The following is a 12,513-nucleotide window of genomic DNA, read 5'->3' as shown; positions in this document are numbered from 1 at the left end:
GTTCGGGCATGGATCGGATGTAGAACCACATGTACGCAGCGGAGCGCCAACAGGAGATCCTGCGGCTCGCCCGGGACGGCGGACGCGTCGACGTTCTGTCGCTCGCCGAGGCGTTCGAGGTCACCGCCGAGACCATCCGGCGCGACCTCAAGGCCCTCGACCGTGCCGGCCTCGTGCGGCGGGTGCATGGAGGGGCCATCCCGGCCGGGCGGCTCGACTTCGAGCCCGACCTCGCCGAGCGCGAGTCCACCGCCGCCGACGAGAAGGACCGCATCGCCCAGGCCGCCCTGGCCGAACTGCCCGACGAGGGCAGCGTGATCCTCGACGCCGGATCCACCGTGGGCCGCCTCGCCGCCGTGCTCCCCCTGGACCGCTCGCTCACCGTCGTGACCCACGCCCTGCCCGTCGCGGCGCGGCTGGCCGACCACCCCGGCATCGACCTCCACCTGGTCGGCGGCCGCGTCCGGCACCGTACGCGGGCAGCCGTCGACGCCTGGGCGCTGCGGGCGTACGGCGAGATCCACGCGGACGTCGTCTTCATCGGCGCGAACGGGTACTCGGCGGACGGCGGCCTGACCACCCCCGACCTGGCCGAGGCCGCCGTCAAACGCGCCCAGATCGCCGCGGCGCGGCGCGTCATCCTGCTCGCCGACTCGGCCAAGCACGGACAGGAGCACTTCGCACGGTTCGGCGACCTCGCGGACGTCGACCTGCTCATCACGGACAGCGGGCTGGCCCCGAAGGACGCCGCGGCCATCGAGACCGCGGGCACGAAGGTCGTACGCGCATGATTCTCACCGTCACCCCCAACCCGTCGCTGGACCGCACCTACGAAGTCCCGTCACTGGACCGCGGCGAGGTGCTGCGCGCCACCGGCGAGCGCATGGACCCGGGCGGCAAGGGCGTCAACGTGTCGCGGGCCGTCGCGGCCGCCGGGCACCGCACGGTCGCGGTCCTGCCGCTCGGCGGCGCGCCCGGCGCACTCGTCGCCGACCTGCTCGCGGGCCAGGGCATCGAGGTCGTGTCCGTGCCGGTGGCCGGACACACCCGCTCGAACATCGCCGTCGCCGAACCGGACGGCACGCTCACCAAGATCAACGCTCCTGGTCCCGAGCTGAGCCCCGCCGAATCGGTGCTGCTGCTCGCCGCGGTCCGGGAACACTCGACCGCCGCGGCCTGGATCGCCTGCTGCGGCAGCCTGCCGCGCGGGCTGGGCCCCGAGTGGTACGCCGAACTGGTCGGCCGAGCCCACGCGGCCGGAGCGCGCGTCGCCCTGGACACGTCCGGGCCGTCACTGCTCGCCGCCCTGCCCGCCTGCCCCGACGTCGTGAAGCCGAACGCCGACGAACTCGCCGCGGCCGTGGGCCGCCCGCTCCTGACCGTCGGCGACGCGGTCAAGGCGGCGGAGGAACTCCTCGCGCTCGGCGCGCGCTCGGTGCTCGCCAGCCTGGGCGCGGACGGCCAGCTGCTCGTCTCACAGACCGGCACGTACTTCGGCTCGGCGGCCGTGAGCGCCGTGCGCAGCAACGTCGGCGCGGGGGACGCCTCCCTCGCCGGATTCCTCGCCGCCGGCGGGGAGGGCCGCGACGCACTGATGGCGGCGGTCGCCCACGGCGCGGCGGCGGTGCAGCTGCCGGGCAGCGTGATGCCCGCCCCCGCCGACCTCGACCCGTCCGCGGTCACCGTGACCGCCGACATCCCCCTGGACCGAGTCCTCACCGAACAAGGGAGCCCGCGATGAGCGACATGATCACCGCGGACCTGGTCGACCTCGACCTGGCCGCGACGACGAAGGAAGCGGCGGCCCGTTCGCTGGCCGAACGGATGAGGGCGCTCGGCCGGGTCACCGACCTGGACGGCTTCCTCGCCGACGTGGCGGCGCGCGAGGCGCAGATGCCGACCGGCCTGGACGGCGGCATCGGCATCCCGCACTGCCGCAGCGCGCATGTCACCGAGCCGACGCTGGCGTTCGGCCGCAGCGCGGCGGGCATCGACTTCGGCGCGCCGGACGGACCGGCGGACCTGATCTTCCTGATAGCCGCACCGTCGGGCGCGGACGACGCGCACCTGACGATCCTCTCGTCGCTGGCCCGCCGTCTGATGGACGAGTCCTTCACGGGCGCGCTGCGCACGTCGACGGACCGCTCGGCGACGGCTTCCCTGATCCGCGGCGACGCACCGCCGGCGACGGACGGGGAGGGTGCCGCGCCGTCCTCGGAGGCGGACGCCGCAGCGAGTACGTCCGCGGCTGCGGGCGCCGACGAGGCGGAGGCCGGCACCGCGCAGGCGGCGGGACCGTCCGCCTCGGCGGCCTTGTCCCCGGGCGGCGAGCCCGCTACCGGAACCGCCGCGGAGCTGGCGGATGCCGGGCAGGCCGCGCGCGACGGGGACAAGGCCGCCGTGGCGACCGCTCCGGCCGGGGCGGACGACGGTACGGCCGCCGGTTCCGGGCCCCGCGGCCCGTTCCGTGTCGTCGCCGTCACCTCCTGCCCCACCGGCATCGCCCACACCTACATGGCGGCCGAGGCCCTGGAGAAGGCGGGCGGCGCCGCGGGCGTCGAGGTCGTCGTCGAGACGCAGGGCTCCGCCGGCTTCGCCCGCCTCGACCCCTCCGTCATCGCCGCCGCCGACGGCGTGATCTTCGCCCACGACGTACCCGTACGGGACAAGGAACGCTTCGCCGGCAAGCCCACTGTCGACGTCGGCGTCAAGGCCGGCATCAGCCGGGCGGCCGAGCTGATCGCCGAGGTGCGCGGCAAGGCCGAACGCGGCGAGGTCACCGCGCCGACGCGCGCGGCGGCCCCCGTGGACCGGGCGGGCGAACCCGGCGAGGGCTACGGCACCAAGCTCCGCAAGTGGCTGATGTCCGGCGTCAGTTACATGGTCCCGTTCGTCGCGGCAGGCGGTCTCCTCATCGCCCTCGGCTTCGCGATCGGCGGCTACGAGATCGCCGACGCCAAGTCCGTCGCCGAGCACTTCGTGTGGGCCGACCACACGAGTTGGGCCGCGCTGCTGTTCCAGATCGGCGGGCTGGCGTTCAGCTTCCTCGTGCCCGTGCTCGCCGGATACATCGCCTACGGCATGGCCGACCGCCCCGGTCTCGTCCCCGGATTCGTCGGCGGCGCCATCTCGCTGACCATCAACGCCGGGTTCCTCGGCGGCCTGATCGCCGGTCTGCTCGCGGGCTTCACGGTCATGACCATCCAACGTCTCAAGGTGCCCAAGCCCCTGCGCGGCATCATGCCGGTGGTCGTCATCCCGCTGATCTCGTCGATCGTCGTCGGCTTCCTGATGTTCCTCGTCGTCGGCAAGCCCGTCGCGGAACTCCAGCAGGCGCTGACCGACTGGCTGTCCGGCCTCTCCGGAGCCAACGCCGTCATCCTCGGCGTCATCCTCGGCCTGATGATGTGCTTCGACCTCGGCGGCCCGCTCAACAAGGTCGCCTACGCGTTCGCGGTCGGCGGCCTCGCCAACCCCACCGAGGGCTCGCTCAAGGTCATGGCGGCTGTGATGGCCGCGGGCATGGTCCCGCCGCTCGCCATGGCGCTGGCGACGGTCGTGCGCCGTCGGCTGTTCACCAAGACCGAGCGGGAGAACGGCAAGGCCGCCTGGGTGCTGGGCGCCTCGTTCATCACCGAGGGCGCCATCCCGTTCGCCGCGGCCGACCCGCTGCGGGTCATTCCCTCCGCGATGGTGGGCGGCGCAGTCACCGGCGCCCTGTCGATGCTCTTCGAGTGCACGCTGCGCGCCCCGCACGGCGGCATCTTCGTGGTGCCGCTGATCGGCAACCCGTTCCTCTACCTGCTCGCCATCGTCGCGGGCACGCTGGTCAGCACCGCCCTGGTCGTCGTGCTCAAGAGCGCACGCAAGCCGGAGACGGCCCCCGCGGGCGCCGAGGCGGCCCCGGCGGAGAAGGTGTCCGTCGCCGCCTGACGCCGCCGCTACCGCACCCGCGCGCGAAGCTCCATCGCTTCGCGCGCGGCGTGCTCCGCCTCGTAGACCTCGCACATGTGGCGGCCGTCGGGTGTCGCCGTGTGCTCGACCTCCCACAGGCTGGTCTCGGTGCCGTCCAGCAGCAGGAACGCGTGCTCGTACAGCGTGAAACCCGCGTCCTTGCCCGCCACCCGGTACTGGCGGCCGAACACCTGCGTGATGTGGTGCGCGAACGCCGCCCGCAGCCTGTGTGCGGTCTGCTCGCCGGGCCGGTTCTCGTTCTCCGCGCGGCGCAGCACGCGGCGCGCGTGGTCGGCCGAGTCGTCGGGGACGTACATCGGCGGGAGCGGCGCCGGGGGCGGTGCCATCAGGGAGGCGAGGAGCTCCAGGTCGGCGTCCAGGCCGAAGCCGGGACCGGAGATGTCCTCGGCGAACCCGGGGAAGCCGGCCGGGAGGCGGGACGCGGCGAGCCGGGCCTCGCCCTCCTCCGCGTAGAGCTCGTGCTGCTCCGGGCCACGGGCGCCGTCGCGTCCGGTCCCTTTGCTGCCGCTGTGCACGAGCTCCCACAAGGTGAGCGAACTGCCGTCACCGAGCAGGTACGTATGGCGGTACGTCGCCCGGTGCAGCCCCGCCTCGTGATGCGAGGAGTGCAGCGAACTGGCGTGGGCCAGCGCCGATCCGAGCCGCTCGACAGTCGCGTCGGGCAGATCGAAGGAGTTGAGCGCCCGACCCAGGAGTCGCTCGAGGTGTGTCTCGGTTGTCTCGTACGGATCGATCGGATCGTTCAAGAGGGGTCTCCAGGCCGTCGCCACACGTCACTTGCTGATTGCTAAACGTAGCGCTTGGGTCTGACAACGCGGTCGCGGTTCGGGTAAAACGAAGGGCAAAGCGCCAGAAGTTCCCCGTTCTCACGAGGCGCCCCCAACTTCCCTGCCGGTCCCGTCAGTCGGCGCCGTACAGCTGTCGGTACGACGGGAAGGAACCTCCGGGTCCGTCGACGCCGTCGGCCTCCCGTACGGCTCTTACGATCGCCCGGGTCACCATCTCCGCGCCCGCCGCGAGGACGTCGTTGAGGGCGAGCGGGTCGTCGGCCAACGCCTTCGCGCCTGTGGCCAGGGCGAACACCGTGTCGCCGTCGTTGAGCAGGTGCACCGGCCGTACCGCGCGCGCGATGCCGTCGTGCGAGGTGCCGGCGAGCTTGTGGGCCTGGGCGCGGGTCAGGTCGGCGTCCGTGGCGACGACGGCGAGCGTGGTGTTCAGCGGCGCCGGGCCGCTCTTCTCGCGCGCCTCGGCCAGCCGGAGCAGGGCCGCGGCATGTACGTCGGGCGCCGGTTCGATGGAGCGTTCGGTGCCGTACGCGCCGTACAGTGCGCCCGTGCGCGGGTCGACGGCCGAGCCGACCGCGTTCGCCACGACGAGCGCCGCCACGGTGATCCCCGACTCCAGTACGCAGCTCGCCGTGCCCACACCGCCCTTGAAACCGCCGATCACCGCGCCCGTTCCCGCGCCCACCGCTCCCTCCGCCACGGGGGCGCCTTCCGCGCTCGCCGCGGCGGCCTCCACCGCGGCCCGCCCGGTAGCAGCGTCCGGGCGGGCGTGCCAGTCGCCTCCGCGGCCGAGGTCGAAGACGCACGCGGCCGGCACGACGGGGACGACCTGCGAGGGGTCCGGTCCGACCCGTACACCCCGGCCCTGCTCCTCCAGCCACGCCATCACTCCGGCCGCGGACTCGAGCCCGTAGGCGCTGCCGCCCGTCAGGACGACGGCCTCGATGCGCTGGACGAGATTGCGCGGGTCGAGGGCGTCCGTCTCCCGGGTGCCGGGCCCGCCGCCGCGTACGTCGACGGCCGCGACCACGCCGCCCGCCGGCGCGAGCACCACGGTGGTGCCACTGAGCGCGCGCTCCCCCGGGACCTGTGCATGCCCGACGCGCAGACCGGCCACATCCGTCAGCCCGCCGGACCCGGAGCGGGACACGGAGCCGGACCCGGAGCGGGGCCAGGGTCCGTGGCCGGTGCTTTCGTCGATGCCCATGGCCTCCACCGTAGTTGGTCACCCGGCGACCGCGGGGCGCGGCGGGCGGGCGGCCAGCGTCACGCCGACCGCCACCGTCGCGCCCGCGGCCAGCCCGGCGGCGAACACGGCCCAGTGGCCCGCGAACGTGCACGCCAGCACGGCCAGCGCGCCGACCGGCAGCGTCATCTGCTGCGCGATGCCGTGCTTGAAGTGGCGGGCGTGCAGCAGCCATACCGTCATGAAGAATGTCGCCGCGGGAATGGTGACCGCTGCGGACGCGGCAGTGGTGGACACATGCGCCTGGCCCACCGCCTCCTCCACCGCGACCTCCAGCCCCGCCCCGACCGCAGCCGCCGAGGCGAAGATCAACAGATGTCCGTAACCCCACGGGATCGCCTGGCGGTTGGACACCAGCCGCTCGTGCGCCGGGATGGCGAAGTAGACCCACCAGGCCGCGAAGACGATCAGCAGCCCGCCCATGGCGATGGGCAGCAGCTCACCGAGGTCGCCGTGCTCGTCGAGCGCGGACTGGACGGCCGTGGTGGCCGCATGCATCGTCTCGCCGAGCACGATGAGTGTGAACAGTCCGTAGCGCTCGACGATGTGGTGCGGGTGCCAGGCCGTCTGGTGGTCCCGTTCGGCGACCACGGGGACCAGCAGCTCGCCCACGATGACGATCAGGAACAGCCAGCGCCGTGAGCCCTCCGGAGCCGACAGCAGGGCGACCCAGGCGGCCTGGCAGAGCACCAGGCCCACGGCGTACCGCACGGCGGTGCGCCGGGCCGGGCCGGACGGTTCGGAGGCGGCGGCGCGCAGCCACTGGGCGGTCAGCGCGACCCGCATCACCAGATAGCCGACGACGGCGACGGTCCAGTCGTTGTCGACGAAGGCGCGCGGCACGCCTGCCGCGTAGACGAGCACACCGGCGATCTGGATGAGCGTGGCGATCCGGTACGGCACGTCGTCGCAGTCGTAGGCGGAGGCGAACCAGGTGAAGTTCATCCACGCCCACCACACGCCGAAGAACACATACAGATAGCCGGCGACTCCCGTTGCCGCGTGGTTCTCCGCGACGGCGTGCACCAGCTGGACCCCGGCCTGGGCGACGGCGACGACGAAGCACAGGTCGAAGAAGAGCTCCAGCGGGGTCGCGGTGCGGTGACTCTCCTCCCTGCTGCGGGCCTTCATCCGCCGCAGCGGCGTGACGTGATGGTGGTGAGCGGACCCGTTGTCCGGAACAGGTGTGGACATCATGGGCAAAGCACAGCAGAACGGTTCGCTTGCCGATGTCCGGACGCGCGCGGCGGCCGTCCCGGTCACTCGGTCGTTGCGTGGTGCACCCTTCTCACCCCCCTGTCCGCCCAAAACGGGCTGATCCGTGCATATCGACCTAGCGTGGCTGCGTGACCGAGCCACCAGAAGCCCCCGCCGTACCGGCGAAGCCGCCGGTGCCCCCGTCGGAGCCGCGGCCCCTGCCACCCGTGCCCCCCGCACCGCCCTGGCGCACCGTCGGCACCCGGCGGCTGCACTCCGTGACCCGGCGCGGCGCGCTCCCGGGCCTCGTCGTGTCGCTGCCCCTGGTCCTCGCGATCGTCTCGGGGGCCGGATATTGCGCGATGTCGGCTCCGCCGAGTACGCGGCAGCGGCCGTCGCGGGCGCCCGTGCCGTTTCCGTACGCCGTCGCCGCGGTCCACCTGGCGTTCGGCGTCGTCCACCGCTACACGGTCCGGGACTCCTCCTCCGCCGCCGCGTCGGCTTCCCGGGTCTCCCGCCCGTCGTGGTCCTGGCGTCGTGGTCGCTCGACCGGTGGGACCGTTGGCCGCGGGGGCCCCGGCCGCCTTACCCTGGAAGCATGAGCACCGCCCCCGCCCCCGGACCGCGAGATGCGAAGCAGCCCGGCCGGCAGCAGTCCAAGCCGGAGCTGATCTTCGACGATCCGATGGACCAGCAGTCCTCGGACGATACGGACCGCGGGTGGGGTGAGCGGCCTCAGGTCAGCGGGGACAGCGCCACCGATCTGGCGCGCTTCCTCGACGAGAAGCCGCCCCACCACATCTGAGCCCTCGGGCACATCTGAGCCCTCGGGGCTCGCGATCCCTGCGGTGCCTAGCCGCGGTCCCCGGGAGCCGGGGAGCCCTCCGGGCCCGCGTTTCCGCCGGCGCGCTGGGCGACCAGGGCGTCGCGGATCTCCTTCAGGACCTCCAGCTCCGTCACCTCCAGCGTCTCCTGCACGCCTTCCTTCGCCTTCCGCTGCGCCTCGCGGCGTGCCAGGTACCTCGCCATGGGCAGCACCATCAGGAAGTAGACGACGGCCGCCGTGATCAGGAACTGCAGGGTGGCGCCGAGCACCGACCCCCACATGATCTGGATGCCCTGCATCTCGCCGTCGGGTCCCACCTCGCAGGGAGCCTTCAGGCAGGAGCTGTAGGAGTCCAGGTTCTTCGTGCCGAACGCTCCGACGAGCGGGTTGATGACGCCCTTCACCACAGCGTTGACGATGTTGGTGAACGCGGCGCCGATGACGACGGCGACCGCCAGGTCGATCACGTTGCCACGCATCAGGAAGGCCTTGAAGCCCTCGAGCAGGCTCGGCTTTTTCTCGCTCACGAATGAGCCTCTTTTCACATGTGCGATAGGGGAGGGGGACAGCTGCGCAACTTACGTCAGCCCCCGGCAGTCCTGTCCAATCCGCACCCGCAAAGAGGTGACCTGACAATACGTCAGTACGAGTCGGTGTATCGAACGTCAGCACACCGCCACCGCCAGTCGGGACGTCGCGCCAGCTCCGGCCAGCGCTGCGGCGGTGGTGCGCGGCACGGTCAGCACGATCAAGGCGCCGCCGCCCGCCGGGTCTTCGCCGGCTCGGGGGATCTCGGCAACCCGGACGCCGGACGCCACGACCTTCGCCGGGGCCTCCTCGCCCAGCGACGAGTCGGCGGCGGCGATCACGTCGACGCGGTCTCCCGGGCGCAGCAGTCGGACCGTCGCCGCGTCGGCGATCCGCACGGGAGCGGACACCAGAACGTCACCGGGGCGGCGCTCACGTGCCGGAGCTGCGGCCGCCAACGCCCGTGCGCCCGGACCGCCTTGTCCATGCGGCCCGGACCGGCCGCCGGGATCGTCCGGGCCCCGCGCGCTCGAAGCGGCCAGCGCCGCGGCCGTCACCGCCAGCCCGGCAGCCATCGCCCGCCGCTGCCTGCGCAGCGCCCTCCGCAGCCGGCGGCTGCCACCGCGCACCCGCAGCGGGGCGAACTGCGGCACGCCCAAGGGCTCCGGAGCAGGTGACGAGGCCAAGCAGACACCCGTCGGGAAGCGCATCGGAGCCGTCGGGCCGGAGAACGGATCTGCCGTCGGGGCGGTCGACGAGCCCGGGAACGAGCCCGGAAACGAGCCCGGGATCGAGCGGGGGGACGAGCCGGGGGACGAGCCGGGGGACGAGCCCGATGAACCGTCCGGTGGCGCGTCCGGCGACACGTCCGTTGAGACGTCCGTTGAGACGTCCGGCGCCAAGGGTGCCGCCGAGACCCGCCCCGAGTCGGTGGAAGGCGCACGAGGAGCCGAAGGGCCGGATGAAGAACCGGGACCGGAAGAGGAGCGGGGACCGGAAGGGGAGCCGGGGCCGGAAGAGGAGCGGGGACCGGAAGGGGAGCCGGGGCCGGAAGAGGAGCGGGGACCGGAAGGGGAGCCGGGGCCGGAAGAGGAGCGGGGACCGCCGGGACCGGAAGAGGAGTACAGCGACATGCCGAGCACCGCCTGTCATGAGGCGTGGACCGGGCCTGCTGCCCGTGTCCGACCGCTCCTCACGATCCACCTTCCGGCCCCTGCCCGCTGAAGCCTGTGGACAGCCCCCAGGTTGTGGACAACTCGGTCACTCCCGAGGGTGGTTACGGCAGCTCGATGCCCGGATCGACGCCCGCGAGGGCGTTCCCGCACGTGCAGTCGCGGTCCTCGTTCGCTGGCAGTGCCGCCACCGTGTCGAACAGCACGGTCCGCAGCCGGTCCACATTGGCGGCGAACACCTTCAGGACCTCCTCGTGGGAGACGCCATCGCCCGCCTCCGCCCCGGCGTCGAGATCGGTGACCAGGGTCATCGACGTGTAGCAGAGTTCCAGTTCCCGGGCGAGCACCGCCTCGGGGTGCCCGGTCATGCCGACCACCGACCAACCCATCGAGGCGTGCCAGCGCGACTCGGCACGGGTCGAGAAGCGTGGCCCCTCGACGACCACCAGCGTGCCGCCGTCCACGGGCTCCCAGTCCCGTCCGCGCGCCGCCTCCAGGGCCGCCTTGCGCCCCCGAGGGCAGTACGGGTCGGCGGGCGAGACGTGCACGACGTTCGGCACGGCACCGGACGGCAGGGGCAGCCCGTCGAAGTAGGTCTGGGCCCGGGACTTCGTGCGGTCCACGAACTGGTCCGGCACGAGCAGCGTGCCCGGCCCGTACTCCGGCACCAGGCCGCCCACGGCGCACGGCCCGAGCACCTGGCGCACACCCACCGACCGCAGGGCCCAGAGGTTGGCCCGGTAGTTGATCCGGTGGGGCGGCAGGTGGTGGCCGCGACCGTGGCGGGGCAGGAAGGCCACCTTGCGGCCGGCGATCTCGCCGAGGAACAGCGAGTCGCTGGGGGCGCCGTAGGGCGTCTCCACCTGGATCTCGGTCACGTCGTCCAGGAAGGAGTAGAAGCCGGAGCCGCCGATCACGCCGATCTCGGCGCGGGCGGAGCCGAAGTCCTCAGGAGAACCGGAACCGGCAGGAGAACCGGAAAGATCAGGGGAACCGGAGCCTGGGTTCGGGTGCGCGTTGGTCGCCATGCCGATCACAGTAGCCGGAGGTGAAAACGCCAAGAACCCCACCGTGGCCACTGCCACGGCGGGGTCCGCGAATCGTCGGGATCAGGCGGCGGAGCCGGAGGCGCTCGACGCGCTCGTCGAAGACGACGACGAGCTCGACGACGAGGTCGTGGCCGACTTCGACTCGGACGGCTTCGACTCGGACGACTTCGCGCTCGACGAGGCAGGCGAGCTGCTCGACGACGCGCCACGGCTGTCGTTGCGGTAGAAGCCGGAGCCCTTGAAGACGATGCCGACCGCCGAGAACACCTTCTTGAGGCGTCCGTCGCAGCTCGGGCACACGGTCAGGGCGTCGTCGGTGAACTTCTGCACCGCCTCGAGGCCCTCGCCGCATTCGGTGCACTGGTACTGGTAGGTCGGCACTTGTCTTCCTCCTGGCACTCTCACTCGATGAGTGCTAACGACGATCCATAGTGACGTATTCCGCTGAATCAGTCCACCGTCACCGGCACTCGGTGACCGATCCCACGTGCGGCCACCCGTCCGCCGGCCGTCGGCGCAAGGCGCGAACGCAGTGCCAGCAAGGTGGCCAACGCGAGCGCCGTGCCCGCGAGCGGGACGACGAATCCGGCGCTCGCGCCGTAGCCGTCGGCAAGCCGTCCGGCCGCCGTCACGGCCGCCGCCTGCCCGAGCGCGACGGCGCCGGTCAGCCAGGTGAAGGCCTCGGTGCGGGCGGACGCGGGCACCAGCGACTCGACCAGGGTGTAGCCGCTGATCAGGGCCGGTGCGATGAACAGGCCGACGATCAGGCCGAGCGCGCCGAGAAGAGCCACGGAGTGCACCGTCCACAGCAGGGACGCGGCGACCGTGAGCGCCGTGTAGCCGATGACGAGCCGGCGGCGCGGCCCGGTCTTCCAGGCGATGGCTCCGACGGCGACGCCGGCCAGCATGTTGCCCGCGGCGAAGAGTCCGTAGAGCACACCGTTCATGCCGGGCTGCCCGATCTCCTCGGTGAACGCGGTCAGCGAGACCTGCATGCCGCCGAAGACCGCGCCGATGCCCAGGAAGGCGACGGCGAGCACCCGCACACCGGGAACGGACAGGGCGGACGTACGCTCCGCGCGCACCTCTGCGCTCTGGTGGCCGTGCGCGGGCTGGGTGCCGCGCTGGGCCGCGAACAGCAGACCGCCCGCGAGCGTCAGTGCCGCCTCGGCGATCAGGCCGGCGGCGGGGTGCACGCCCGTGCACAGGGCGGTGGCCAGGACCGGGCCGACCACGAACGTGAACTCGTCCGTCACCGACTCGAAGGCGGCGGCGGTCTGCATCAGGGGCGAACCCTGGAGCCTGGCGGCCCAGCGGGCCCGCACCATCGGGCCGATCTGCGGCACCGACGCACCGGTGGGCACGGCGGCGGCGAACAGGACCCACAGCGGAGCGCCCGCGAGGGCCAGCGCCGTGAGTGAGGCGACCGAGGCGGTGTGCACCAGGACGCCGGGCAGCAGCACCGCGCGCTGGCCGAAGCGGTCCGCGAGCTTGCCGCTCTGCGGGGCGAACAGCGCCATGGAGACACCGGTGACGGCGGCGACCGCACCGGCGCTGCCGTAGGAACCGGTGGTGTGCTGGACCAGCAGGACGATGCCGATGGTGAGCATCGCGAAGGGCTGGCGGGCAGCGAAGCCGGGAAGCAGGAACGTCCAGGCCCCGGGGGTACGGAGCAGCTGTCCGTAACCAGGACGCCTGTCAGAAGCGACCGTGGATGCCACGGCCCCTTGCCTTT

General features: G+C 72.7%; 13 protein-coding genes. 5 read left to right on the top strand and 8 right to left on the bottom strand.

Going from position 1 to position 12,513, the window contains the following annotated elements:
• The first annotated feature begins 29 nt into the window (after positions 1 to 29).
• From ACF08N_RS29295 to ACF08N_RS29285, 3 genes are read left to right on the top strand one after another with little or no spacing between them, the layout of a single operon-like run.
• Positions 30 to 791 carry a DeoR/GlpR family DNA-binding transcription regulator gene (locus tag ACF08N_RS29295; RefSeq protein ID WP_392327717.1) on the top strand — a complete coding sequence of 254 codons (762 nt, stop codon included), beginning with the start codon at positions 30 to 32 and terminating at the stop codon, positions 789 to 791.
• Positions 788 to 1,741, top strand: coding sequence for a 1-phosphofructokinase (pfkB, locus tag ACF08N_RS29290; protein ID WP_392327716.1), 954 nt, complete (start codon positions 788 to 790; stop codon positions 1,739 to 1,741). Before ACF08N_RS29295 ends, pfkB begins: the two co-directional genes overlap by 4 nt.
• Entirely contained in the window at positions 1,738 to 3,933 is a 2,196-nt protein-coding gene (locus tag ACF08N_RS29285) for a fructose-specific PTS transporter subunit EIIC (protein WP_392327715.1), read from the top strand. Before pfkB ends, ACF08N_RS29285 begins: the two co-directional genes overlap by 4 nt.
• An 8-nt stretch (positions 3,934 to 3,941) precedes the next feature.
• Here ACF08N_RS29285 and ACF08N_RS29280 read toward each other — a convergent pair whose 3' ends face one another.
• The 3 genes from ACF08N_RS29280 to ACF08N_RS29270 all read right to left on the bottom strand — a co-directional run bounded on the left by ACF08N_RS29280 (position 3,942) and on the right by ACF08N_RS29270 (position 7,203).
• Positions 3,942 to 4,721: a DUF6227 family protein gene (locus tag ACF08N_RS29280; protein WP_392327714.1), complete on the bottom strand. Its 780-nt coding sequence runs from the start codon at positions 4,719 to 4,721 to the stop codon at positions 3,942 to 3,944.
• A 154-nt stretch (positions 4,722 to 4,875) separates the two neighbouring features.
• Positions 4,876 to 5,967 carry a P1 family peptidase gene (locus tag ACF08N_RS29275; protein ID WP_392327713.1) on the bottom strand — a complete coding sequence of 364 codons (1,092 nt, stop codon included), beginning with the start codon at positions 5,965 to 5,967 and terminating at the stop codon, positions 4,876 to 4,878.
• A gap of 18 nt (positions 5,968 to 5,985) precedes the next feature.
• Positions 5,986 to 7,203 carry a low temperature requirement protein A gene (locus tag ACF08N_RS29270; RefSeq protein WP_392327712.1) on the bottom strand — a complete coding sequence of 406 codons (1,218 nt, stop codon included), beginning with the start codon at positions 7,201 to 7,203 and terminating at the stop codon, positions 5,986 to 5,988.
• A 149-nt stretch (positions 7,204 to 7,352) separates the two neighbouring features.
• Between ACF08N_RS29270 and ACF08N_RS29265 the strand changes: the two genes are divergently transcribed.
• Together ACF08N_RS29265 and ACF08N_RS29260 are read left to right on the top strand one after the other, a co-directional pair.
• Complete coding sequence (locus ACF08N_RS29265) at positions 7,353 to 7,805, top strand: hypothetical protein (RefSeq protein WP_392327711.1); 453 nt, start codon at positions 7,353 to 7,355, stop codon at positions 7,803 to 7,805.
• Complete coding sequence (locus ACF08N_RS29260) at positions 7,802 to 8,008, top strand: hypothetical protein (protein ID WP_392327710.1); 207 nt, start codon at positions 7,802 to 7,804, stop codon at positions 8,006 to 8,008. Before ACF08N_RS29265 ends, ACF08N_RS29260 begins: the two co-directional genes overlap by 4 nt.
• A gap of 47 nt (positions 8,009 to 8,055) precedes the next feature.
• Here ACF08N_RS29260 and ACF08N_RS29255 read toward each other — a convergent pair whose 3' ends face one another.
• The 5 genes from ACF08N_RS29255 to ACF08N_RS29235 form a co-directional block, all read right to left on the bottom strand.
• A complete protein-coding gene (locus tag ACF08N_RS29255) occupies positions 8,056 to 8,556 on the bottom strand; it encodes an MscL family protein (RefSeq protein ID WP_392327709.1) in 501 nt (166 codons plus the stop codon).
• Between the two features lie 138 nt (positions 8,557 to 8,694).
• On the bottom strand, positions 8,695 to 9,210 hold the full coding sequence (locus tag ACF08N_RS29250) for a hypothetical protein (protein WP_392327708.1): 516 nt from the start codon (positions 9,208 to 9,210) through the stop codon (positions 8,695 to 8,697).
• Between the two features lie 623 nt (positions 9,211 to 9,833).
• Positions 9,834 to 10,757, bottom strand: a complete 924-nt coding sequence (locus ACF08N_RS29245) for an S-methyl-5'-thioadenosine phosphorylase (protein WP_392327707.1) — start codon at positions 10,755 to 10,757, stop codon at positions 9,834 to 9,836.
• Positions 10,758 to 10,838: 81 nt separating this feature from the next.
• A complete protein-coding gene (locus tag ACF08N_RS29240) occupies positions 10,839 to 11,159 on the bottom strand; it encodes an FmdB family zinc ribbon protein (RefSeq protein ID WP_392327706.1) in 321 nt (106 codons plus the stop codon).
• Between the two features lie 68 nt (positions 11,160 to 11,227).
• Positions 11,228 to 12,499: an MFS transporter gene (locus ACF08N_RS29235; protein WP_392327705.1), complete on the bottom strand. Its 1,272-nt coding sequence runs from the start codon at positions 12,497 to 12,499 to the stop codon at positions 11,228 to 11,230.
• Positions 12,500 to 12,513: the final 14 nt, after the last annotated feature.

Source organism: Streptomyces sp. NPDC015127, from assembly GCF_043080095.1.
Classification (GTDB): Bacteria; Actinomycetota; Actinomycetes; order Streptomycetales; family Streptomycetaceae; genus Streptomyces.
Note: the sequence above shows the minus strand (reverse complement) of the source record. Positions and strands in the feature narration are given on the sequence as shown.

Bases quoted from the DNA above. Each gene is read 5' to 3' on its own strand.
- pfkB (WP_392327716.1), top strand. From the start codon at position 788: ATGATTCTCACCGTCACCCCCAACCCGTCGCTGGACCGCACCTACGAA.
- ACF08N_RS29270 (WP_392327712.1), bottom strand. From the start codon at position 7,203: ATGATGTCCACACCTGTTCCGGACAACGGGTCCGCTCACCACCATCAC.
- ACF08N_RS29275 (WP_392327713.1), bottom strand. From the start codon at position 5,967: ATGGGCATCGACGAAAGCACCGGCCACGGACCCTGGCCCCGCTCCGGG.
- ACF08N_RS29285 (WP_392327715.1), top strand. From the start codon at position 1,738: ATGAGCGACATGATCACCGCGGACCTGGTCGACCTCGACCTGGCCGCG.
- ACF08N_RS29260 (WP_392327710.1), top strand. From the start codon at position 7,802: ATGAGCACCGCCCCCGCCCCCGGACCGCGAGATGCGAAGCAGCCCGGC.
- ACF08N_RS29245 (WP_392327707.1), bottom strand. From the start codon at position 10,757: ATGGCGACCAACGCGCACCCGAACCCAGGCTCCGGTTCCCCTGATCTT.
- ACF08N_RS29295 (WP_392327717.1), top strand. From the start codon at position 30: ATGTACGCAGCGGAGCGCCAACAGGAGATCCTGCGGCTCGCCCGGGAC.